A 24,033-nucleotide genomic window follows, 5' to 3' on the forward strand; every position below is an offset into this window, starting at 1 on the left:
ACGCTGTGCTGCAATCTGCCTCCCTGATTAAGCGAATCGATGACCATGCAAGCCTCTCAATTTTCAGCCCAGGTGCTGGACTGGTACGACAAATACGGGCGTAAAACCCTGCCCTGGCAAATTGAAAAAACGCCTTACAAAGTATGGCTCTCCGAGGTGATGTTGCAACAAACGCAGGTCGCGACGGTCATTCCTTACTTCGAGCGTTTTATGGCGCGCTTCCCGACAATCACCGATCTGGCCAACGCGCCGTTAGACGAGGTACTGCACCTGTGGACAGGCCTCGGCTATTACGCCCGCGCGCGCAACCTGCACAAAGCCGCACAGCAGGTCGCCACCCGCCACAACGGTAAATTCCCGGAGACCTTTGACGAGGTGGCGGATTTGCCCGGCGTCGGGCGTTCAACCGCAGGCGCAATCCTTTCCCTGTCTTTAGGCAAGCATTTCCCTATTCTCGACGGCAACGTCAAGCGCGTGCTGGCACGCTGCTACGCCGTAGAAGGCTGGCCGGGCAAGAAAGAGGTTGAGAAGCGCCTGTGGGAGATCAGTGAAGCGGTCACTCCGGCGAAAGGGGTGGAGCGTTTTAACCAGGCGATGATGGATCTGGGCGCGATGGTCTGCACCCGTTCAAAACCGAAGTGCGAACTCTGCCCGGTAAATAACCTCTGCGTGGCCTATGCGAACCACTCCTGGGCGCAGTATCCGGGGAAAAAACCGAAGCAGACGCTGCCTGAACGCACCGGGTACATGCTGCTGATGCAGCATGGCGACGAGGTGTTTCTCGCCCAGCGCCCGCCGAGTGGCCTGTGGGGTGGTCTATACTGCTTCCCACAGTTTGAGGATGAAGCTTCGCTTCGGGCATGGCTTGAACAGCGCGGCATTGCGGCCGATACCCTGACGCAACTCAACGCGTTCCGTCATACCTTCAGCCATTTCCATCTGGATATTGTGCCTATGTGGCTTCCCGTGTCCTCATTCACCTCCTGCATGGATGAAGGCACCGCTCTCTGGTATAACTTAGCGCAACCGCCATCAGTCGGGCTGGCGGCTCCCGTGGAGCGCCTGTTACAGCAATTACGTGTCGGTGCAATGGTTTAGCATCGGCAAGACAAAGAGGAATGAGTATGGCCAGAACCATTTTTTGTACTTTCCTGCAGCGCGACGCTGAAGGCCAGGATTTCCAGCTCTACCCGGGCGACCTGGGTAAACGCATTTACAACGAGATCTCCAAAGAAGCCTGGGGACAGTGGCAGAAAAAACAGACCATGCTGATCAACGAGAAAAAGCTCAGCATGATGAACCCGGAACACCGCAAGCTGCTGGAGCAGGAGATGGTGAACTTCCTGTTCGAGGGTAAAGACGTCCACATCGAAGGCTATACGCCACCGGAAAAATAATACTCTGCGGCTGCTGCCCGGCGGCGCTGCGCTTGCACGGGCCTACGGTTATGTAGGCCGGGTAAGCGCAGCGCCACCCGGCAACAGCAACCTCAAAGCAAACACAACACGCACTCCCGGAATGATGAAAAAACTATTAGCGCTAGCACTTGTTGCGCCGTTGCTTGTGTCTTGTTCTTCCAAAAAGGGCGATAGCTATAACGAAGCCTGGGTTAAGGACACCAACGGTTTTGACATTTTGATGGGGCAGTTTGCCCATAACATCGAGAACATATGGGGATTTAACGAAGTTCTTATTGCCGGACCGAAGGACTACGTTAAGTATACCGACGCCTATCAGACCCGTAGCCACATCAACTTTGATGACGGTACGATTACGGTTGAAACCATCGCGGGGACTGAACCTGCGGCGCATTTACGTCAGGCCATCATCAAAACCCTGCTGATGGGCGACGATCCGGGATCTATCGATCTCTACTCTGATGCCGATGACATCACTATCTCCAAAGAGCCATTCCTGTATGGGCAGGTCGTTGACCAGACCGGTCAGCCGATTCGCTGGGAAGGGCGCGCGACGAACTTCGCAGACTATTTGCTGCAAACGCGCCTGAAAAGCCGCACCAATGGCCTGAAGGTGATCTATAGCGTTACGATCAACCTGGTGCCGAACCACCTCGACAAGCGTGCGCATAAGTATCTGGGCATGGTGCGTCAGGCGTCGCGTAAGTATGGCGTGGATGAGTCGCTGATCCTGGCGATTATGCAGACCGAATCCTCGTTCAACCCGTATGCGGTGAGCCGTTCCGACGCGCTGGGGCTGATGCAGGTTGTGCAGCACAGCGCCGGTAAAGACGTGTTCCGCGCGCAGGGGAAATCCGGTACGCCGAGCCGCAGCTACCTGTTTGACCCGCAAAGCAACATTGATACCGGTACCGCATATCTGGCGATGCTGAACAATGTTTATCTCGGCGGGATTGATAACCCGACTTCACGTCGCTATGCGGTGATCACCGCCTACAACGGCGGCGCGGGTAGCGTCCTGCGCGTCTTCTCGAACGATAAAGTTCAGGCCGCTAACATCATCAACAGCATGGCGCCGGGGGACGTGTACTCCACGCTGACCACTCGCCACCCGTCTGCGGAATCCCGCCGCTATCTGTATAAGGTGAATACGGCGCAGAAGAACTATCGTCGTCGCTAGAAACCAACACCACCCCTCACCCTGCCCTCTCCCCAAAGGGGAGAGGGTGTTCAAGTTCCTTCTCCCCTTTGGGGAGAGGGTTAGGGTGAGGGGGCATCAGACCGCACCCATCTCATCCCACCCATACAAAAATGCTATTTGCATCACAATCCAAACTGCAAATTAATGTGGATTGCATTTTTTTGCGGGAGGTAACAAAACATATCGTTGCCAACTGATAGAATTGCATCAAATAACAACCCTGAATGTTCCTATAACAACATATCTCCCGCTCACTTGTGAGGAAAGTAACATGAACCTTAAGCTGCAGCTTAAAATCTTGTCGTTTCTGCAGTTCTGCCTGTGGGGTAGCTGGCTGACTACACTCGGCTCCTATATGTTTGTGACGCTCAAGTTCGATGGTGCGTCAATCGGTGCCGTCTACAGCTCGCTGGGTATTGCGGCTGTTTTCATGCCAACGCTGCTCGGTATCGTGGCAGATAAATGGTTAAGTGCGAAATGGCTGTATATGCTTTGCCATCTGGTGGGTGCGGGGACGCTGTTTATGGCGGCCGAAGTGACCACGCCGGGGGCGATGTTTATGGTGATCCTGCTTAACTCGCTGGCGTATATGCCAACGCTTGGCCTGATCAACACCATCTCCTACTACCGCCTGAAATCTGCCGGTCTGGATATCGTCACCGACTTCCCGCCAATCCGTATCTGGGGCACCATCGGCTTTATCATGGCAATGTGGGGCGTGAGCTTCGCGGGCTTCGAGCTGAGCCACATGCAGCTGTATATTGGTGCCGCGCTCTCCGTGCTGCTGGCGCTGTTCACCCTGACGCTGCCCACCATTCCGGTTTCTAACCAGCAGAAAAACCAGAGCTGGAGCACCATGCTTGGCCTGGACGCCTTCGCCCTGTTCAAAAACAAGCGCATGGCGATCTTCTTTATTTTCTCCATGCTGCTGGGCGCGGAACTGCAAATCACCAACATGTTCGGTAATACCTTCCTGCACAGCTTCGATAACGATCCGCTGTTTGCCGGGAGCTTTATCGTTGAACACGCGTCGGTGATGATGTCCATCTCGCAGATCTCTGAGACGCTGTTCATCCTGACCATCCCGTTCTTCCTGAGCCGCTACGGCATCAAGAACGTCATGCTGATCAGTATCGCTGCCTGGATGTTGCGCTTCGGTCTGTTCGCCTACGGCGACCCAAGCGCGTTCGGCACCGTGCTGCTGGTTCTGTCGATGATTGTTTACGGCTGCGCCTTCGACTTCTTCAACATCTCCGGCTCGGTGTTTGTAGAAAAAGAGGTGAAACCTGAAATTCGCGCCAGCGCGCAGGGCATGTTCCTGATGATGACCAACGGCTTCGGCTGTATTCTGGGCGGCGTGGTGAGCGGTAAAGTGGTTGAGATGTATACCACCAACGGCATCACCAACTGGCAGCCAGTGTGGCTGATCTTCGCCGGGTACTCACTGGTGCTGTTCTTCGCGTTCATCGTGCTGTTCAAGTACAAGCACGTACGCGAACCACACGGTGCGCAGCCGATCGCGCATTGATTGTTGTGCCCGGTGGCGGCTTCGCCTTACCGGGCCTACAAACCGCAAACCGTAGGCCGGGTAAGCGTTAGCGCCACCCGGCTATTTTATTCCAGACAGCATCCACCCCACCGACAGCAAATCCGCGCTGCCGCCCGGACTCAGGTTTCGTTCAATCAACGCGTTATCCATCCTAAGTAACGCATCCTGATCCCAGCCGTTCGCCAGCAGCTCCTGCGCATAACCCTGGACGTAGCGCAGCCCCTCAATGCCGCCGCGCGAAACGAGATTGCTGTCCTGGTTGATGGCCATCAGGCGCAATAACAGGTCATGAAGGGTGTTTCCCTTCCACTGCGCCAGCGCCTTACGCACCGTGCTGAAGCCGCTTTCTGCCTCACCGCGCGCGCCGGTTAAACCGTACTGTTGAAACTGTCGCTCTCCCGCCGTTGCCTGCCCGCTGCGCCCGCCCAGTTCCCGCGCCACGAGCCCACGACAGATGTTACTTACCTCACAACAGAGGCTATCCGCAGAGATATTTTTCACACGTCCGGCGGCGAAGCAGAGCAAACCAAGGGCAAAAATCCCGCCCTTGTGCGTGTTCACCCCGCCCGTGGCGGCGTACATCGCCTGCTCGCAGGCCATCCCCATCGGGCGGATAATCCGCAACTGCTGATCGGCAGGTTTGGCCGCATGTGCTTCACCCAGTTCCGCAAAACGGGCAAACCACGGCGTAATCGCCGCAATGCTGTGGACGAATAAGGTATGGTCCATATCGCGATGTGAGCCGTTATTGAGCCTGTCCACCAGCCCCGGTTTGGGCGTCAGCTCCAGCTCCTGCCACAGCGCCTCTGCGGCAAGCGCAGGGACATCAACCGGGCGCGGTTTAGTCGCGAGCAAACCAGTCATCTATCATTTTCTCCACGCGGGAAACCACCTGCTCAACGGGATGGTGCCGAGAACGGGAACAAGCGTGGGCAGGCTCGTCGCAAATCAGACAGCGCCTGAGGTGTGAACCCAACGACTGACGGCCAACGTGGCCGTTTTCAGGGCAGATCACATCCAGATCCCACAGTCTGCCGAGCGGGTGCGTCTGCTCCAGTTCAGCACAGTGCGCTTTAATTTCCGCCGCCGGATGCGCGACGCACCACAGCGCTTCAGGTCCGGTGGGTAGCCAGAGCACCTGGCGGTCCAGCACCTGCCAGCGGTTTTCCCACAGCAGCTGGTCGCACATCTGTAACGCCACGCCCATGGTGTTGCGATAGCGCAGGCTGTCTTTAATTTGCCCGGGCGTGACCAGCGTTAGGGAGATCACCGGTTGTTGATGGTGCGTAAGCCAGTCAGCCTGACGGGCTGCGCGGCGCTCTTTCGCCGCCAGCAGCGCGTCCAGGCTGACACCCGTCCGCACGGGTGTCGCAATAGTCATATTCACTCCTTTACCTGTCGAACGGTGTCGATCACGCTGCCGTCGCGGTAGCGGATCACCCCGACAATTTTGTCGGTGAACTCAATCGGTTTCGGTACGCCGGTCAGGGAAATCGCCCGCTCATAGAGCGCGTTGATATCTACAACCTTCAGGCCTGCTTCCATGAGTCGTTCGCGGATCTCCGGGCGCGCCGGGTTGACCGCAATACCGTGGTCGGTGACCAGCACGTCAATGCTCTCCCCCGGCGTGAGGCGCGTGGTAACGCGCTTCACGACGGTCGGGATGCGGCTTCGCAGCAGCGGCGCGACCACAATGGTCAGGTTGGCTGCCGACGCCACGTCGCAGTGCCCGCCGGATGCGCCGCGCATCACGCCGTCGGATCCGGTGATGACGTTGACGTTAAAATCGACGTCGATTTCCAGCGCGCTGAGGATCACCACGTCGAGCTGGTCGCAGCTTGCCGCCTTGCTGCCGGGGTTGGCGTAGACGTTGGTGGAGATCTCCACGTGGTTCGGGTTGCGCGCCAGCGAGGCCGCCGCCTGGCCGTCAAAGCACTGGGTGTCGAGCAGCTTTTCGATGAGCCCCTTCTCGTGCAAATCCACCAGGCTGCCGGTGATACCGCCAAGGGCGAAGCGCGCCTTCACGCCGCTGCGCTCCATCTTCTCTTCCATAAAGCGGGTGCAGGCGGTCGCCGCCGCGCCGGAGCCGGTCTGCATCGAGAAACCTGGTTTGAAATAGCCTGAGTGCTCAATCACGTCCGCCGCATAGCGGGCAATCATCAGCTCGCGCGGGTTGCTGGTGACGCGCGCCGCACCGACGCTGATTTTCGCCGGGTCGCCCACGCTCTCCACCTGCACGATGTAGTCCACCTGATCCTGCACCAGGCTGGCGGGCATATTCGGGAACGGCACCAGTTCTTCGGTCAGCAGCACCACCTTACGGGCAAAGTGTGCGTCCACCATGGCGTAGCCCAGCGAACCGCAACACGATTTGCCCTGCGTGCCGTTGGCGTTGCCAAACTCATCGCTGCACGGCACGCCAAGAAATGCCACGTCGATATTCAGCTCGCCATCCTGGAGCAGCTTCACGCGCCCGCCGTGGGAGTGAATTTGTACCGGCTCGTCCATCAGCCCGTGGGAGATGGCCTCCGCCAGCCTGCCGCGCATACCGGAGGTGTAAATTCGGGCGATCACGCCGCTTTGAATATGCTCGATCAGCGCGTCGTTGCAGGTCATCAGCGAGCTGGAGGCCAGGGTCAAATTTTTAAAACCCATCCGCGCCAGCAGCGCCACAACGGTGTTGATCACCCGGTCGCCTTCGCGAAAGGCATGGTGGAAAGAGATGGTCATCCCGTCCTGCAAGCCGCTGCGCATGACGGCTTCTTCGAGGGAGGCGCAAAGCTTACGGTTGTGTTTCGCCTCGCTGTCCGCCAGCCACGGCGTCGCGCTGTGGGCGGTATCAAAGGGCTTCAGATCCCGCAGATGGGGGAAATTCACATGGAGAAGTTCTGTCTGATTCATTATGTCATCCTTACCGACGCACGCCGGAGGCCGCCGCGCGCTCCAGCACCACCTGCGCGTGGTTAATAATCGGTGCATCCACCATTTTGCCGTTGAGCGACACCACGCCCAGGCCGTTACGCTCGCCCTCATCTGCCGCTTCAATCACCCGTTTGGCGTGCTCCACCTCTTCCTGAGTCGGGGCGTAGGCGTTGTGCAGCAGGTCAATCTGGCGCGGGTTAATCAGCGATTTGCCGTTAAAGCCCATCTTGCGGATCAGATCGACCTCGCGCAGGAACCCGGCTTCGTCATTAACGTCTGACCACACCACGTCGAAGGCGTCGATGCCTGCCGCGCGGGCGGCGTGCAGCACGGCGCAGCGGGCGTAGAACAGCTCGGTGCCGTCGCCGCGCTCGGTCTGCATGTCCATCACATAGTCAAAGGCGGCCAGCGCGATGCCGATCAGGCGCGGGGAGCTGCGGGCAATCGCCACGGCGTTGATGACGCCAATGGCCGATTCAATCGCCGCCATCACGCGGGTGGAACCTACTTCACGCCCGCACTCCTGCTCAATGCGCTCCAGGTGGCCTTCCAGCTCGTAGATATCGTCCGGGGTGTCGGTTTTTGGCAGGCGAATCACGTCTACGCCCGCGCGCACGGCGGCCTCCAGATCCAGCAGGCCAAACGGCGTGCTCAGCGGGTTAATACGCACCACGGTTTCGATATCCTGATACATCGGGTGCTGCAACGCGTGGAACACCAGCATGCGTGCGGTGTCTTTCTCGCGCAGGGCCACGGCGTCCTCAAGGTCAAACATGATGGAGTCGGGGCGGTAGATAAAGGCGGTGGAGAGCATGGCGGCATTGGCGCCCGGCAGGAACAGCATACTGCGGCGGAGTTTACTCATTTCAGCGCCCCCCAGTTGATGGCCTGTTCATCGGCGGCACGCAGAAGCGCGCTTTGCAGGCGGGCGCGGATCACACAGTCCAGCGCCCCTTTGTCTTCAATAATGATTAATCCCTGGTGCACGTTCATGGCGCGCAATGTGTCGTTGACCACCTGGCGTATTTGCTCGCCAAACTGCTTAATCACTTCACTGTGGATGACAATCTCCAGCTCACCGTGAGCGGGGGCGATTTTCACCATCAGGTCGCTGGACTCCTGCGTTCCGGCCAGCGCCTCCCTTACAATATTCATGATAAATTCCTGATAGTTATGCGACTTCCGCACTCGCACGATAATGTGCTTCGAGGTGCGCGAAGGTGGAGTCCGGAACAATCTCCCGGATCCGGGAAAACTGCTGTGTCTTGAGTAATCGGCGCACTTCCGAGGCCGAAATAGCGTTGCCGGTGGCTTTGATGCGCGGCATTTCCACCACGTCGATGTGCGAGGCCAGCAGGTCGTGCAGCGTCTGGTTGTACTGGCGGGTGATATCGCAGAACGGCTCCGAGCCGATGAAGCGGTGCGTGATGCCCAGCGCCGGGGCGATAAAGTCCCGGAAGATCAGCACGTCGATCTCGCTCCACGCCTGCTGCACTTTGCCGGTCTCCTTCAGGAAGTAGGCCGGAAACGTGGCGCGGGAGATGATGTACTGCGAGCCTTCATGCACCACCACGTTCGGCAGATGCGCCACGCCCGCACGCACCATCTCAAGGCGCGCGCTGAACGGGAAGAACGAGGCGTCTTCACGCACCACGAACAGATGTAGGGCATCGCACTGCGCCGCCGCCTGCTCCACCAGATGACGGTGACCGAGGGTGAACGGGTTGGCGTTCATCACGATGGCACCAATCTTCTCCCCACACTTGCGGCTAGCGCGCAGGGATCGGCAGTAGCGCACGATCCCTTGCGGAGTGTTCTCCATTAGCACCGCGTTGTTCCCGCTCTGGGCAACCGGCCAGAAACCGCTGCGGCCAAAGCGCTCCTTATTGCACGGACGGGTGCAGAGGAAGAGGTGAAAATGGCCGCGCTCCAGCGCCGCATTTTCCACCTCTGCCAGCAGACGCGCGCTGAGGTTTTCCCCACGAAGCTGCTCGTTGACCGCCACGCACTTGATGACGTTGGCAGCAAGTCCGGCGCAACCCACCAGCTGCGCGCCGGACCAGGCTTCAACAAACAGCGTGATGTCGTTGTCCAGGCCAAGGCCGCTGTCTGCCAGCAGGTAGCGGATCTGGCTTAAGCGTTCCGGGTGTTTCGCCACAACGGTGTGGCGAAAATCAATGGGTTGCGAATGCATGCTGCCGCCTTACTCAGTGTGCTGCCGCGAGCCCGACGGCTGGCGCTTCCACGATCACGTTGCTCAGATGACCGATATGCTCGATCTCTACCTCAATGCGATCCCCCTCCTTCATAAACAGTGGCGGGTTGCGCTTTTTACCCACCCCGCCAGGCGAGCCGGTGATGATCACGTCGCCCGGGCTGAGACGGGTGAAGGTGCTGATGTACTCGATCAGCTCCGCCACCTTGTGGATCATGCTGCTGGTGTTGTCCTCCTGCACCATGCGGCCGTTCAGCCAGGTGCGGATCGCCAGGCTGTGCGGGTCCGGGATCTCATCCGCCGTCGCCATCCACGGGCCGAACGCCCCGGTCTGCCGCCAGTTTTTCCCGGCGGTGAACCAGGTGTGCTGCCAGTCGCGGGCGGAGCCGTCCATGTAGCAGCTGTAGCCCGCCACGTGGCGCAGGGCGTCGTCGCGGCTGATGTTCTCCCCGCCTTTGCCGATGATCACCGCCAGCTCGCCTTCGTAGTCGAACTCGCTGGAGTGGCGCGGCTTCAGCACCGGCTCGTTGTGGCCGGTCTGTGAATCCGGGAAGCGGACAAACAGGGTCGGGGCCGGGTTGTGCTGGTCAAACTCCTTGCGCTTGTCGGCATAGTTCATGCCCACGCAGAGAATTTTTTCCGGCTGGACAATCACCGGTAAGAAGGTGATGGCGTTCAGCGGTACATCCACCGCGTCGTTCAGAAAACGGGTGGCCTGCGCCAGCCCGTTCCCCTGCAACAGCGCTTTAAGGTCGCCATAGCGGTCGCCCAGGCGGCGGCCTAAATCAATCACGCCCTCGGCCTGAACGATGCCGTAGCTGCGTTTACCCTGGTATAAAAAGCTTGCGAGTTTCATTGTTCTTTCCTGAAAACTTAAACGAGGAAGTTGCCCAGAATCAGCAGTGAGACAGAGACGTTAATCGCCCCGCCGATACGGGTAGCAATCTGGGCGAATGGCATCAGGCTCATGCGGTTGCCTGCGGTCAGGATCGCCACGTCACCGGTACCGCCCTGCCCGCTCTGACAGCAGGAGACGATGGCGACATCAATCGGGTGCATACCAATCTTTTTGCCAACGAAGAATCCGGTTGCCACCAGCGCGGAAACGGTGCTGATAATCACCAGCAGGTTGCTGACGGTGAACGCCGCCACCAGTTCATGCCATGGGGTAATCGCCACTCCAACGGCGAAGAGAATCGGGTAGGTCACGGAGGTCTGGAAGAATTTGTACACCACCTGAGAACCCTCCAGCAGACGCGGAGAGGCGCCATTGCAGAGCTTCACCAGCACCGCCATAAACAGCATACCCACCGGCGCTGGCAGACCAATCAGCTTGTGGCCGAGCATGCCCAGCATGTACAGCAGCACCGCCAGCAGCGCGCCGGAGGCGATGGTGGTCACATCCGCTTTGCCGGAGAACGCGGGTTGAGAGACGGTGGCATCGGCGTTGGCGCGGTTAGGCATCAGCTGGCCTTCACCGGTCAGGTGCGGGTAGCGTTTCCCGAGCTGGTTGAGGCAACCGGAGATGATGATCGCCGTCAGGCCGCCGAGCATTACCATCGGCAGCACGCGGCCGAGCGCCACGCCCTGATCCATGTGCAGCAGGGTGGCATAGCCGATAGAGAGCGGGATCGCCCCTTCCCCGACGCCGCCCGCCATGATCGGCAGAATGATAAAGAAGAAGATCTGGAACGGCTCGAGGCCCAGCGCCAGTCCAACGCCCATGCCGACAATCATGCCGACGATTTCACCGCACAGCATCGGGAAGAAGATGCGCAGGAAGCCCTGGATCAGCACGGTGCGGTTCATGCTCATGATGCTGCCGACAATAATGCAGCAGATATAGAGGTAGAGAATATTGGTGGATTTATAGAATTTGGTCGTGGACTCGACCACCACGTCCGGCAGCAGGCCGTAATAGACCAACGCGGAAGGGATAAAGGTGGCGCAAATTGCCGCCGCGCCGAGCTTGCCGACAATCGGCAGGCGTTTGCCGAACTCACCGCAGGCAAAGCCGAAGAAGGCCAGCGTGGCCACCATGACTACGATGTCGCTCGGCAGTTTTCCGCCCAGGCAATCTATCGCAATCAGCGCGCCCGCCAGAACGAACAGTGGCAGAGGAATAATGCCGATTTTCCAGGTATCCATAATATGCCACCAGCGCTCTTTGAGCGATGGCCGCTGAATATCAATCGGGTCGTGGGTAACAGAGAATGAATCGTCAGTTGTGCTCATAATAAGCCCCTTAGTTATTTTGTGCGTCCAGCTTAGAGTCACAAAGGCTTACTTTATGTGAGGAATGGCATATTAAAAGCGAAGTTTTAATGGCCGCTATGGTTTTAATGGTTTCTTTTATTTAATGTGATTTATGCCTTATTTATTGCCGTGGTTTTTATGGTTTCTTTTCTTAACTGAACAAAGAAATAACATTTATTCATTTAACCTTAAGAGGATGAGACTTTCGGAAAAATCTTTTACAGGCTGCGCTGTGCAAGGGATCACAAGTTTTCGGCAAAGCGGGCATCCTGGCCTTAAAAGATGATATATTCAGCCGACCTGTTGATATCTCGCGTGATAGTTATGAAAGTATCGTTTCAGATCAAGCTGTTTATTTCGCTGGTCGCCTTTTTCTCAGTGCTGTTCGCATTACTGGGCGGATATTATTATGTCGATGTCGGCAGGCAGCTTTATCAGGAAATGAGCGCGCGCGCAAAAATACAGGCCGAAGAAATTGCGCTTATTCCTTCTCTGCGAAAAGAAGTCGAACAAAAGGATATCCAGGGCATCCATGACTTTATGCAGAAAATAGCTGCCCGCAGCGACGCCAGTTTTATTGTGATTGGTGACAATAAAGGGCTGCATCTTTTCCATTCCGTGTTTGCCGACCGGGTAGGCAAAACGCTGGTTGGCGGAGACAACGATGAGGTATTACACGGCAAAAGCACCATCACCATCCGCAAGGGCGGGTTAGGCATTTCGCTGCGCAGCAAAGCGCCCATTTTTAATGATGCCGGGCAGGTGGTGGGGATTGTTTCGGTAGGCTATCTCACAAGCTATCTGGACACCATCACCGTCAGCAAGGTGGTTAATATCCTGATTGCCGCCGTGCTGCTGCTTATCGCCCTGTTTATTTTCTCCTGGTTCTTCACCCGCAGCATCAAGAAGCAGATATTCTCTCTGGAGCCGCGCGAAATCGGCCTGCTGGTGCGTCAGCAAAAGGCGATGATGGAATCCATTTATGAAGGGGTGATTGCCATCGACGACGATCTCCGCATTGAGGTGATTAACCAGGCGGCGCGTAAATTATTAGGCTTACGCCAGCCCGCCCGCGAACTGCGGGGTCAACTCATCAGCCAGGTGATCGCGCCCGTCCCGTTCTTTAACGCGCAAACCATGCTTGCGAAAGACACCCACGATGAGATCTGTCGCTTTAACGATCTCACGGTCATTGCCAGCCGGGTGCGGATCATGCTGGAAGATGCGTTGCAGGGCTGGGTGATCACCTTTCGCGATCGCAACGAGATCGACTCGCTCAGCGCCCAGCTCAGCCAGGTGAAGCGCTATGTTGATAACCTGCGCATCATGCGCCATGAACAGCTGAACCGCATGACCACGCTGTCCGGCCTGCTGCATATGGGCCGTTATGACGAGGCGATCCGCTACATACAGGCGCAGTCGGAACACGCTCAGGAGCTGCTGGACTTTATCTCGTCCCGCTTTAGCTCCCCGACGCTGTGCGGTTTGCTGCTTGGAAAGGCCGCCCGCGCGCGTGAAAAAGGCGTTGAGCTGAGCTTCGATCCGGCCTGCCGGGTGGACAAACCCTTCCTGCCGCTGCTCGAATCGGAACTAGTCTCGATCATCGGGAACTTGCTGGATAACGCCATCGAAGCGACCCAGCGCGCCCCGCTCCCGCATGCCCCGGTAGACGTGCTAATAAAGTTGAACGAGCAGGAACTGATTATTGAAGTCGCCGACCAGGGCGTCGGCATCACACCGGAGATCCGCGACCGGATCTTTGAGCGCGGCATCACTACCAAAACGCGCGGCGATCACGGTATTGGCCTGTATCTGATTGAAAGCTACGTCACGCAGGCTGGCGGTGCAATTGAAGTTGCCGATAACACCCCACGCGGTGCCATTTTCTCACTGTTTATTCCCGCCACGGGAACGGTCCGGCACCCCGTACAGGAACTGGAAGATACCGACTATGCAACATGAACTTATCGACGTACTGATTGTTGAAGACGAGAACGAACTGGCGCAACTGCACGCGGAGCTTATCGGTAAACATCCGCGCCTGAGGCTGGTGGGGATTGCCGCGTCACTGGCCGACGCGCAGGTACAACTGGAGAGCAAACAGCCGAAGCTGATGCTGCTGGATAACTATCTGCCGGACGGCAAAGGCATCACCCTTATCAGCAACCCGATGCTCACCCGCGCCAACTGCTCGGTGATTTTCATCACCGCCGCCAGCGATATGGACACCTGTAGCCAGGCGATTCGTAACGGCGCGTTCGACTACATCCTCAAGCCGGTTTCCTGGAAGCGCCTGAGCCAGTCGCTGGAACGTTTTGTGCAGTTTGCCGAACAGCAGCGCGTCTGGAAGATTGTCGACCAGCAGAACGTGGATTCACTCTATCAGCTACAGGCGAAAAATTATCGACTGGACAACGGCAGCAAAGGGATAGAGGAGAACACGCTGGCGCGGGTGCAAACGTTGTTTAACAACAAGGCGGCGCACTGCTTTACGGTGGATGAGGTGGTGAGCGAGACGGGCCTGAGTAAAACCACCACCCGGCGCTATCTGGAACACTGCGTGGAGGTGGGTTTTCTGACGGTGGAGATGCTGTACGGGAAGATTGGGCATCCGAGAAGGATGTACAGGCGTAGTGCGACTTAACTCCCCTCACCCCGGCCCTCTCCCCAAAGGGGCGAGGGTGAAAAGACGGCTCCGTGCAATCCCCTCTCCCCTTTGGGGAGAGGGTTAGGGTGAGGGGCCCTACTTTAACACGTACCCATACAGTCGCTTGATCCCGTCGGCATCCTTCTCGCTGTAAACGCCCTGCAACTCTGGCGAGAAACCCGGCAGCATATTAATGCCCTCTTCCAGCGCCAGGAAGTAGCGCTGTACTGCTCCACCCCAGACTTCCCCCGGTACCACGCACAGCACGCCCGGCGGGTATGGCAGCGCACCTTCGGCGGCAATGCGTCCTTCGGCGTCACGAATACGCACCAGTTCGACGTTCCCGCGAATGTACTCCTGGTTGGCATCCTGCGGGTTCATCACCACGGCAGGCAGGCTCTCCTGGCGGAACATCGCCTTCTGTAAATCCTTCACGTTAAAGCTGACGTAGAGATCGTGCATCTCCTGGCACAGCTGACGGATCGTATAGTCGCGGTAACGCACCGGGTATTTCTGATAGATGGTCGGCAGCACATCCACGAGCGGCGTATCGTCTTCAATATGCTGTTCAAACTGCCCCAGCATCGCCACCAGCTGCATTAGCTTCTCCGCGCTCTCGGCTGGCGTCAGCAGGAACAGGATGGAGTTGAGATCGCACTTCTCCGGCACAATGCCGTTTTCGCGCAGGTAGTGGGCGAGAATGGTCGCCGGAATGCCGAAATCGGTATAGTGCCCTGTTTCCGCATCAATGCCCGGCGTGGTCAGTAGCAGCTTGCACGGATCGACGAAATACTGCTCGCGGGCATAGCCTTCAAAACCGTGCCATTTTGCACCCGGTTCAAAACTAAAGAAGCGACGCTCGCTGGCGATAGCCTGCGTGGGGTGATCCTGCCATGGCCGCCCCGCCACCACCGGTGGGATAAAGGGTTTGATCATATTGCAGTTGGCGATAATGGCTTTGCGCGCTTCAATGCCCAGCTCGACGCACTCAGCCCACAACCTGCGTCCGCTCTCACCCTCGTGGATCTTGGCGTTCACGTCCAGCGCCGCAAACAGCGGGTAAAACGGGCTGGTGGAGGCATGCAGCATGAACGCATTGTTCAGCCGCTTGTGCGGGCAGAAGCGCGACTGACCGCGAATATGGTTATCCTTTTTATGGATCTGTGAGGTTTGCGAGAACCCGGCCTGCTGTTTGTGGACCGACTGGGTCACGAAAATTCCCGGATCGTTCTCGTTCAGTTCCAGCAGAAGCGGAGACGTTTCCGCCATCATCGGGATAAATTGCTCGTAGCCGACCCAGGCGGAGTCAAAGAGGATGTAGTCGCAAAGGTGACCGATCTTGTCGATCACCTGACGGGCGTTGTAGATCGTGCCGTCGTAGGTGCCGAGCTGAATGATCGCCAGACGGAACGGGCGCGCCTCGGCGGCTTTCTGCGGCGCGACGTCACGGATCAGTTCCCGCAGCCAGGCCTCATCAAAGCAGTGTTCATCGATCCCGCCGATAAAACCAAACGGATTACGGGCTGCCTCAAGATAGACAGGCGTTGCCCCGGCCTGGATCAGCGCCCCATGATGGTTGGACTTATGGTTGTTACGATCGAACAGCACCAGATCGCCACGGGTCAGCAGCGCATTGGTCACCACTTTATTGGCCGCCGACGTGCCGTTCAGCACGAAGTAGGTTTTATCCGCGTTGAACACTTTCGCCGCGAACTTTTGCGCGTGCTTGGCAGAACCTTCGTGGATCAGCAAATCACCGAGCTTCACGTCGGCATTGCACATATCGGCACGAAACACGTTTTCACCGAAGAAGTCGTAAAACTGCCGCCCGGCGGGATGTTTTTTGAAAAAGGCGCCGTGCTGGTGACCCGGACAGGCAAAGGTGCTGTGTCCCATCGCCACATACTGGCTCAGGGTGTCAAAAAAGGGTGGCAGCAGGTTCTCTTCATACCGGCAGGCGGCAGATTCCAGTTCCAGCAATTCTTGTGCTTTACCCGAGATGATCGCCGTGACACCCTCTGGCACCTCTCCTGGCTCTGTTGAGAACATAAATACCGGTAGCTGAAAGCCCGTACGCTTCAGCAACGCAAGAATGCCGCTGTAGCTTTCAACAACCGTAATGACGACTGCCGCCACATCGGTGAAATCGGTGTTATCCAGCATAACCTTTTCGCGATGCGTAGAAACTTTGGATATCAGCTCACGGCTGACGGCAATTTTCATGGTTTTCATAAGCGCAAATACCCTCACCGAACGGTGAGACAGGAAGGAGAAAATTCGCGCAATCATGTCACCTTTTATTTTCAGGTGCAAGAAGGAATCAGTATGCGTTACGCCTCCCAAAGCTAAGCATAATCAGGGACGGACGTGCCATAATCATGCAATGCCAATGCTTAAATAACAGGAGTTAGACGTGGTGATTGGACCCTTTATCAATGCGGGAGCCGTATTGCTGGGCGGTGTACTTGGGGCAGTATTAAGCCAGCGGTTGCCGGAGCGTATTCGCGTCTCCATGCCCTCCATTTTTGGCCTGGCGTCGTTAGGGATTGGTATCCTTTTAGTGGTGAAATGCGCCAACCTGCCGGTGATGGTACTGGCGACACTGCTCGGCGCGCTGATCGGCGAGTTTTGCTATCTGGAAAAAGGCATTAATCACGCGGTAGGCAAAGCCAAAAATCTGATTGCCCGACCGGGCAAGGCAAAGCACGGCACGCACGAGTCGTTTATTCAGAACTACGTTGCGATCATTATTCTGTTCTGCGCCAGCGGCACGGGGATATTCGGTTCGATGCAGGAAGGGATGACCGGCGATCCCAGCATACTGATTGCGAAAGCGTTTCTGGATTTCTTTACTGCCACCATCTTTGCCACCACCCTCGGCATCGCCGTGGCGGCGATTTGTGTACCGATGCTGCTTATACAGCTGGCGCTGGCCACCTGCGCCACGCTGATCCTGCCGCTGACGACGCCTGCGATGATGGCGGACTTTACCGCCGTCGGCGGCCTGCTGCTGCTGGCGACAGGGCTGCGCATCTGTGGCATCAAGATGTTTGCAGTGGTGAACATGCTCCCAGCCCTGCTGCTCGCGATGCCGCTTTCCGCGCTCTGGACGCACTTTTTCGCTTAAGTTTGCGACGAAATGGTGAGAGAGTGTGCAGTCTGCAACGAAAACAACAAATTTCGTTGACGTCGAAGGGAGGATCGGGTTTAATGCGCCCCGTTGCCCGGATAGCTCAGTCGGTAGAGCAGGGGATTGAAAATCCCCGTGTCCTTGGTTCGATTCCGAGTCCGGGCACCACTATTTAAAGAACCCGCCCAAAAGGCGGGTTTTTGCTTTTTTGACTAGTCCAGTTGTTCAATGCTTCCCCTCTTTTGTTCTTAGACAACGCGGAGCTTATAGCGCTTCGGCGTAATATCCCACGGCTTCATACAGCAAATCGCTGATAGCAGGCGCTTCATTCATGTCGCGAAGCGTTGAGCGCTATCAATAACAGCATGGAGCAGGAGGGAAACTATGCCAGTACCAATGGTAAAGAAAGGAAAAACGGTTCTTTCTTTATAAAAGAATTTTACGAGCCAGGACTGCAGCGTTTCGCTTGTCTTCTCCCGATCGTCTAAAAGCAAAGCCATTAGAAGATCGGGAGAGACGATTTAGTCATTTTCAGACTTACGGTAACGGAAGGGCTAGATTTGCTCTGGCACAACGCCTAGCGCTTCGGCGATCAGCCATTCAGCTTTGGGCAAGCTATGGGTAAACGCGTTTACCAGAGTGGATGATGCCAGCCCTAAGTTTCGAGAAACGGCAGAAAGCGACATTCCGCGCTTTTTCAGTGCCGCAATAATACCGGCGGAATACCTGTCTGGTTGCATTATGATCATGCCGCCTCCCCATCATAAACTTCTAACCATCGGCGGTACGTAGTCAGCGTGAGGCTTTCATTTCCGCCGCGAAGTAGTTGATCAGGTCATACAGCAGCCAGTTAAGGAATTTCTCTGTTTCTTAGGAAAACCTCTGCTCCGCCAGCATCTGCGTCAGGGCAAGGCTGTGGTGACAAAGCTCTGTGTATTTAGGCCCAATTGGGGACGTTTGCCGAGAGGGTAGCAACGGTCAGGCTTACAACAAGATGGGGAAGGAAAGGTTCAAACGGCGTGTGCTGGAGCAGCATTAGACAAGCGTTGAGTCTGCCGCTAAGCGCCATTTTTAATGTCAGATCTTTACTTTCAATCAGGGTTTAGGCGAACTTTTCGCAGTAGCTGGCGAGGACGGTGAAGTCCGTAACAGCGTTGAAGGGACGGCAAGTAACGAATTTGTTTGAGCGGGGATTTTAGCCATAATGGCAGCCTCCAATAAGTGATTGTTTTAACCACCACCGCAGAGACCAACCTTACGAGTGGTGGCACCGAACTGAGTTGGTCTTACCGGCCTTACTGGACACCGGCGCGTTTTGCGACGCCTCCGCCCGGCCCACCATTGAGATGTAGTCGGATGAACGACATAAAGCGCGTCATATGTCGCCAGTAAGGAATATCTTCAGGAGACCAATCGCGGCACCTGAATTTGCGGGTGCTCGCAAACGATACCGCGTTTAGTTAGCAGCAGCAAGAACTCATCTCATCCATACTTTCTGTACGGTCAGGCTCTGGTACTCGAAGATACACTTCATGTATAGTTATCTATATGATTAACTATAGAGAAAGAGAAATGACTATGGATTTTCTAACAAGTACCATTTTGTCGGGATTACTTTATGACGGATTAAAATCTGGCGTAACGATTAGTGCGGTCTGGTTAAAAGATACTCTTAGAAACTGGCTGATTGACGATAATACTGCGCAAATAATGGCGGATAAAATTACTCAACTGGGCATAAATGATGATTTAAGTGGAAAAGCAATAAAAACCAGAATTGATAACGATCCTGAGTTATTGAGGCTATTAATGGAGATTAAAACTGCACCGCAGACTATTAACCATGTTAGTACTCATCATGGTAGCGGTGATATCGTGCATGGTAATAAAATCATCAATAACTAAAAGTAAGGTCATCAGAAATGAATAATGAATTGCGCTCTCCACATTACGGTTCTGGTGACATTGTCCTTGGTAATAAAATAACATACCCATCAGAACTTACCCCCGAAAACCTATTCCCTATTGCAGAGGACATATTTAGAAAGATACGTAACAGCGATATAGCCACGGCCAAGACCATTATAGACGCTATAAAAAAATTACCTGCCACACCTGTCGCCAGAAAATTTGTAGATGTATTAAATACAGCAATTCTTGCATCAGAAAATGTTTTAACCTCTGGAATTGATGAACTGTATACTCTTGCCAAAGAAGATGATTTATCAGATAAACTAAGAGACGTTGTTTTTTCTGTTATTATGCTTATAGAGTTTAAAAATAACAATCATGAAAATGCTATAGCCATATACTCACAGTCTCCAAAGAAAAAATACTCACACATGTTTTATCTTCAGTGCCTTGCAACTGAAGATGAAATTAACGATTTCTGGAATGAGAACCAGCCTCTCGTTAGTGTAGATGAACTTTATGCAATATCTATAGGTGCCAGCCGGGTAAAAAATCAAATATCAGCAAAAAATTTTGCAACGATCTTAGTTGAAAGAGTACCAACACCTATAAACTCTATTCTGCTTAATTATATTACCGTACTGGAACTTGCAGAAAAATATCACAATATAGATTTACTATCTCTGGATAAAGATGTCTATGATCAAGTAATTAGCTGCATAAATGACACAATCACATTCTTAGAAGCATATCCAGAGAACAAATGGTTGCTTTATTCTTTAAGTAATTTAGTTATGCTTGTTAAAGCAAATCATTATCAACTTATTCAAACAATAGCTAAATATAAGGATAAAATATCAGCCATTAACCAATCTGTTACTGACTTTGTTGATATGCTATTCTCTTTCGATGAAACAGCTCCTCTCACTTTACGTGATATTAAAGAAGATGATGAGTTAACATCAGGCTCTCTGATTGTATTATTAGAGGCCGCTGCAAAAGGAACGTATATTAAGGAAAATATAAAGCAACTTATTCTAAATACTGATTTAAAACAAGATGATTATATTAAAAACTTGCCTTTCAACTATCAACTTATCTCGTTAAAAGCTAAACTATTATTAAATGATAGTAATGATCACATTAATAAAAATAGAATCAAAGAAGATCTTGCTATTTTCATTCCATTAGCACATAAAGATAAAACATCTCTTTCCGGCAATGGCTTAGTTAATTTATGTGATGATCTACTCTGGTTAGATCTTGCTAAAGAGAGCTGTGATCTTCTCGAACCTCGTTTACCTGAAAATTTATGGCCGTCACGCTTAGTTATAGCCTATTTTGAGTCACTTATTCGTGCAGAAAAGCTAACTACATTAACAGAATGCCTGAGCAGGATAGATAAAACATTATGGGATCACTACACATGGCTCCTTCAGGCCAGAATAGATATTGCATATAACAGTTGGCCTCAGGCAATAATAGCCCTAGAAGAGGCTATTAAGAAAAATGATGATAATTCATACCCTTGGCTTCTACTGATTCGTTGTACCTTAAAAACTGCTCCAGCTACAGCCATTACTATTCTAGAAAGAATACCGAAAACTGTTTTCTCATCTTTCGATACTCATACCTTGTCATTATTGAGACTTATCTCAAATAAAGTAGATCCTCATTTTTCAGAAAAAATAATTTCAGAGAAATTTATTAGCTCGCCACAAAAATTTGCATCTATTCTTTTACAAACACATTTTTCATCTTTAACAGGTTATCAAGCTAAAAAAGCTAATGAATTAAACACGCAATATCCAGATAAAGTTATAAGAGCTATAAAACTGATCCGTAATGGAGTGGAAGAAGAGAAAGTTATTCTTGATATAACACCTGATAAAGAACAAGGTGCCTTATTATCTGCTCACACTGAATATGGAGATCTTCTTGCTAATTTAGCTATAAATGAGGAAGATGTTTATGTCATGGATAGAGTAAAAATAATAGAAGAATTAAATCCTTATCATGTTATTTTCAGATATGCACTAAATATTGTCTCTGAAAAACCAGACATTAACTTCCCGATAAAAAAGATAGAAGTTCCTTCAGACCCAGAGTTAATGTTTCAAAAAATAAAAGACGAATTTTCGCAATATGATCATCAATCAAGAGAAGAACATATTATCAATTGTCAGAATGTGCCTTTATATCTTAAAGCTAATGAACTTGAAAAAGGAAAACCTGTAAAATCTATTTTGAAGCTACTAACCTCTCAGAGAGTCAATAAATCTTTATCATTACCCGAGGGTGAAGTCGATCATCCAGAACAATTTATTACTGATATTCATGGTATCATTTATTTCGCTTTAACGCATTCAGACATAACATTACGCAAAAGTAGATCCAAACTAATAATCACAAATGAGACTAAAACTTGCATTGATAATTGGTTAACTGAAGTTGAAAATCCTTCTTATCTATCTATCGGTGTGCGCGATGATCATCTTTTTAGGATAACGGCAGAAGACATTCAAAGTTCAACAGCATCCATTCGTGACTCCCTGAATAACTTAGTTGACTACTGCGAAGTTCACTCAGTTCCGGTAGCGGATACGCCAGATACTTTATTAAATGTAAAAGAGTTTTTAGACGCATCTGTCTATTCTACAATGAAATATGTTCTGTTCACAAAAACACCATATTTTATTATTGATGACTCCTTTAGTGCCCTGACAAAGTCTTTAGACTCTGAAATAAAGATAGTAAATTCGATAGTGTTTACATCCCATCTCTTAGAGCATCTACCGCTACCTATAAGGTTAAAAAATTTCCAATGTCATGTAGAAACTTATCTTCCTATGTATATAAGCTACAAGGATTGTATTGCATTGGCAAATTCAGATGATGAACAACATGTCACTTTAGTGACTAAAATATTTCAAATACACGCCAATCCATTTAATAACTTTAATAGCTTATGTTCATTGTTTACTCATGCTGTCTCTTTGCCATTATTTTCTGTTTATATCAACCATTATAAGAAAAGAAGACCATTATCTCTGGATAACGCTATAATTGTATTATTCAATACTTGTTGCCAAGGTGTCGTTAATGCTTCCGATGGACGTACCGCAGAGGAACGTTTAGTAACATTTACTAAGCTTATTGTTGATGACCGTATATACCCTCAAGGATTTATTTCATTTATTTTTTCAATTTTCAGTTCATTTGCACAGGGCCATTTTCTTGATATTAGCTATATGAACAAACTAATAAATGACGTTAAAACAAAAGAATCACTCGGGGTCAACTCAACTATGGCAAATGAAGCTTCTAATTAAAGTTAAATTTTCCCCAAAAAAAATCAGATGTATAGCAGCTATATTAATAGCTGCTATGTTTCATCAAAAATAACCATATAAAAGTGTAAATAATCCACTAATATATTTTTGATATCACAAATCAGGAATAAACCCTTCTTCCCGCAGAACCTTAATCACTCCACGTATCAGATACGAATTAGAAAATTTCGCCGTATAGGTACGCGCCCCTTCTTCTACAGGCTGGAGCAGTCCCCGTTCAATTAGTTTACCAAGCTGGTAAGTCACCTGCGTCGGTTTCAGATCAGGCAACACAGCACGTAGATCGCCCGCTTTTATCGTCCCCAGTTCAACCGCACGTTTCAGAACCTTTGATTCCAGCGGATTTATCAACCCTCTTTCCGACGAAAAATCGATGGCCGGATACAGGATCTTTTCGCTCAGGAAAGCGTGGTTCGTCAGTTGATCGACTTTCTTCAGCTCAGAGGAGATCCCCGAAAGCACATATAAGCACCATTCTTCCAGCCCCTGCTCTGTTCCCTTATCGGCTAACGAAAGCATGGCGTAATAGCGTTCCCGATCGTTACAGAATACGGCTGTCGGATTGAGAACCCGACCACCTGTCTGAACGTTAAAACCATACTTGATAAGCAACGCATAGGTCAGCAATCTGACCGTTCTGCCATTACCGTTGCCAAAGGGATGTATCCAGCCGAAACGATGATGTACCAGCGCAATCTTCATCAAGTCATACTTTGGCTTATCGGCGCGGTTAATAAAGGAGGTCAGTTCCGCCATATAATCAGGGACGCGGATGTGGTCCGGCGGCAAATGGTCAGACTGAGCGATGCTGACGTTATGTTGCCGATATGCACCGGGCGTTCTGTCGCCTTCCTGTTGCAATCCGGCTACCGCCAGACTATGCAACTCGCGGATAAAATATTCCGTTATCTCATCGCCGTTGCTCAGATATCCGTCGATGTACTCCATCGCGGCTTCAATATTGTTGATTTCTTTGAGCTGATCCGTCGAACTCTGCGTTCCTTCAACCTTGCTTTCAACATAGTCGGCAAGCGTGGTGTGGTTTCCCTCAATTCTTGCAGAACCAAGACTCTCCAGCATGTGGAATACGGCCTTCAACTGCGCAAACAGGATAGGATGAACGTCGGTTTCCAGCCGCAGGTGCCGGAGTAGCTCCAGCTCCGTCAACGCGTCGACCAAAGGGGAGTCAAAGCTGGGGTTCAGAAGGGAGAGTTCAAAGTGATTGAATTGAGCCATGATGTTTAGTTATCTCAACTGGTGTATGGAGATATCTCAAAAGTATAGCAAAAATATTAATATAATCCACAGATTAGAAAGAGCACCGTTTCTAATTATCTCAAAAACCGTTATTCCAACATATCAAATGTAAGTTTGAAAGATGTTCAATGCGAAGGGGGATAGAGTTTGCCTGCGCAATGCAGCATGGATTTT

Annotated in this window: 20 protein-coding genes, 1 tRNA gene and 1 pseudogene; 10 read left to right on the top strand and 12 right to left on the bottom strand. The window is 52.5% G+C overall.

Annotated elements, in window-relative coordinates:
• Positions 1-45 precede the first annotated feature (45 nt).
• The 4 genes from mutY to IPZ49_RS11430 all read left to right on the top strand — a co-directional run bounded on the left by mutY (position 46) and on the right by IPZ49_RS11430 (position 4,147).
• The gene (gene mutY / locus IPZ49_RS11415) at positions 46-1,098 is read left to right on the top strand and encodes an A/G-specific adenine glycosylase (protein WP_023306917.1); all 1,053 of its coding nucleotides are present in this window, start codon (positions 46-48) and stop codon (positions 1,096-1,098) included.
• Between the two features lie 26 nt (positions 1,099-1,124).
• Positions 1,125-1,397 carry an oxidative damage protection protein gene (locus IPZ49_RS11420; protein WP_003862425.1) on the top strand — a complete coding sequence of 91 codons (273 nt, stop codon included), beginning with the start codon at positions 1,125-1,127 and terminating at the stop codon, positions 1,395-1,397.
• Between the two features lie 124 nt (positions 1,398-1,521).
• The gene (mltC, locus tag IPZ49_RS11425) at positions 1,522-2,598 is read left to right on the top strand and encodes a membrane-bound lytic murein transglycosylase MltC (RefSeq protein ID WP_063146828.1); all 1,077 of its coding nucleotides are present in this window, start codon (positions 1,522-1,524) and stop codon (positions 2,596-2,598) included.
• A 292-nt stretch (positions 2,599-2,890) separates the two neighbouring features.
• The gene (locus IPZ49_RS11430; RefSeq protein WP_022649364.1) at positions 2,891-4,147 is read left to right on the top strand and encodes a nucleoside permease; all 1,257 of its coding nucleotides are present in this window, start codon (positions 2,891-2,893) and stop codon (positions 4,145-4,147) included.
• Positions 4,148-4,228: 81 nt separating this feature from the next.
• Here the strand turns inward: IPZ49_RS11430 and citG are convergent, their stop codons facing one another.
• The 8 genes from citG to IPZ49_RS11470 are packed head-to-tail and all read right to left on the bottom strand — an operon-like array spanning position 4,229 to position 11,540.
• Positions 4,229-5,032, bottom strand: coding sequence for a triphosphoribosyl-dephospho-CoA synthase CitG (citG, locus tag IPZ49_RS11435; protein ID WP_063146827.1), 804 nt, complete (start codon positions 5,030-5,032; stop codon positions 4,229-4,231).
• Positions 5,010-5,549, bottom strand: coding sequence for a citrate lyase holo-[acyl-carrier protein] synthase (citX, locus tag IPZ49_RS11440; RefSeq protein ID WP_022649366.1), 540 nt, complete (start codon positions 5,547-5,549; stop codon positions 5,010-5,012). Before citX ends, citG begins: the two co-directional genes overlap by 23 nt.
• A gap of 2 nt (positions 5,550-5,551) precedes the next feature.
• Positions 5,552-7,069 carry a citrate lyase subunit alpha gene (citF, locus tag IPZ49_RS11445; protein ID WP_045308348.1) on the bottom strand — a complete coding sequence of 506 codons (1,518 nt, stop codon included), beginning with the start codon at positions 7,067-7,069 and terminating at the stop codon, positions 5,552-5,554.
• Positions 7,070-7,079: 10 nt separating this feature from the next.
• Positions 7,080-7,955, bottom strand: a complete 876-nt coding sequence (citE, locus tag IPZ49_RS11450) for a citrate (pro-3S)-lyase subunit beta (RefSeq protein WP_063146826.1) — start codon at positions 7,953-7,955, stop codon at positions 7,080-7,082.
• Positions 7,952-8,245 carry a citrate lyase acyl carrier protein gene (citD, locus tag IPZ49_RS11455; protein WP_017382935.1) on the bottom strand — a complete coding sequence of 98 codons (294 nt, stop codon included), beginning with the start codon at positions 8,243-8,245 and terminating at the stop codon, positions 7,952-7,954. Before citD ends, citE begins: the two co-directional genes overlap by 4 nt.
• Before the next feature lie 16 nt (positions 8,246-8,261).
• On the bottom strand, positions 8,262-9,284 hold the full coding sequence (citC, locus tag IPZ49_RS11460; RefSeq protein WP_063146825.1) for a [citrate (pro-3S)-lyase] ligase: 1,023 nt from the start codon (positions 9,282-9,284) through the stop codon (positions 8,262-8,264).
• A gap of 13 nt (positions 9,285-9,297) precedes the next feature.
• Positions 9,298-10,161, bottom strand: a complete 864-nt coding sequence (locus IPZ49_RS11465; protein WP_015571851.1) for a fumarylacetoacetate hydrolase family protein — start codon at positions 10,159-10,161, stop codon at positions 9,298-9,300.
• A gap of 17 nt (positions 10,162-10,178) precedes the next feature.
• A complete protein-coding gene (locus tag IPZ49_RS11470; protein WP_022649371.1) occupies positions 10,179-11,540 on the bottom strand; it encodes a 2-hydroxycarboxylate transporter family protein in 1,362 nt (453 codons plus the stop codon).
• Positions 11,541-11,885: 345 nt separating this feature from the next.
• On the opposite strand from IPZ49_RS11470, the gene IPZ49_RS11475 reads away from it, so the two are divergent.
• Together IPZ49_RS11475 and IPZ49_RS11480 are read left to right on the top strand one after the other, a co-directional pair.
• On the top strand, positions 11,886-13,523 hold the full coding sequence (locus IPZ49_RS11475; RefSeq protein ID WP_022649372.1) for a sensor histidine kinase: 1,638 nt from the start codon (positions 11,886-11,888) through the stop codon (positions 13,521-13,523).
• A complete protein-coding gene (locus tag IPZ49_RS11480) occupies positions 13,513-14,205 on the top strand; it encodes a response regulator (protein ID WP_022649373.1) in 693 nt (230 codons plus the stop codon). Before IPZ49_RS11475 ends, IPZ49_RS11480 begins: the two co-directional genes overlap by 11 nt.
• A gap of 99 nt (positions 14,206-14,304) precedes the next feature.
• Here the strand turns inward: IPZ49_RS11480 and IPZ49_RS11485 are convergent, their stop codons facing one another.
• Positions 14,305-16,440 carry an ornithine decarboxylase gene (locus IPZ49_RS11485; RefSeq protein WP_063146845.1) on the bottom strand — a complete coding sequence of 712 codons (2,136 nt, stop codon included), beginning with the start codon at positions 16,438-16,440 and terminating at the stop codon, positions 14,305-14,307.
• Between the two features lie 181 nt (positions 16,441-16,621).
• Here IPZ49_RS11485 and IPZ49_RS11490 point away from each other — a divergent pair, with 181 nt between their 5' ends.
• On the top strand, positions 16,622-17,335 hold the full coding sequence (locus tag IPZ49_RS11490; protein WP_003862452.1) for a DUF554 domain-containing protein: 714 nt from the start codon (positions 16,622-16,624) through the stop codon (positions 17,333-17,335).
• A 95-nt stretch (positions 17,336-17,430) separates the two neighbouring features.
• Positions 17,431-17,506 (top strand) — tRNA-Phe (locus IPZ49_RS11495).
• A gap of 386 nt (positions 17,507-17,892) precedes the next feature.
• Here the strand turns inward: IPZ49_RS11495 and IPZ49_RS11500 are convergent.
• Positions 17,893-18,087, bottom strand: coding sequence for a helix-turn-helix domain-containing protein (locus tag IPZ49_RS11500; protein WP_226870056.1), 195 nt, complete (start codon positions 18,085-18,087; stop codon positions 17,893-17,895).
• A gap of 43 nt (positions 18,088-18,130) precedes the next feature.
• Positions 18,131-18,541, bottom strand: a pseudogene (locus tag IPZ49_RS23120) (hypothetical protein).
• 369 nt (positions 18,542-18,910) lie between these two features.
• Here IPZ49_RS23120 and IPZ49_RS11510 point away from each other — a divergent pair.
• Both IPZ49_RS11510 and IPZ49_RS11515 read left to right on the top strand, forming a co-directional pair.
• Positions 18,911-19,243 carry a hypothetical protein gene (locus IPZ49_RS11510; protein WP_223863115.1) on the top strand — a complete coding sequence of 111 codons (333 nt, stop codon included), beginning with the start codon at positions 18,911-18,913 and terminating at the stop codon, positions 19,241-19,243.
• A 17-nt stretch (positions 19,244-19,260) separates the two neighbouring features.
• Positions 19,261-22,581, top strand: coding sequence for a hypothetical protein (locus IPZ49_RS11515; RefSeq protein ID WP_063146823.1), 3,321 nt, complete (start codon positions 19,261-19,263; stop codon positions 22,579-22,581).
• Positions 22,582-22,695: 114 nt separating this feature from the next.
• Here the strand turns inward: IPZ49_RS11515 and IPZ49_RS11520 are convergent, their stop codons facing one another.
• Positions 22,696-23,838 carry a Fic family protein gene (locus IPZ49_RS11520; RefSeq protein WP_047057490.1) on the bottom strand — a complete coding sequence of 381 codons (1,143 nt, stop codon included), beginning with the start codon at positions 23,836-23,838 and terminating at the stop codon, positions 22,696-22,698.
• Between the last annotated feature and the right edge of the window lie 195 nt (positions 23,839-24,033).

It is taken from the genome of Enterobacter cloacae complex sp. S2 (genome assembly GCF_015159675.1).
In the GTDB taxonomy this organism is placed as follows: Bacteria; Pseudomonadota; Gammaproteobacteria; order Enterobacterales; family Enterobacteriaceae; genus Enterobacter; species Enterobacter intestinihominis.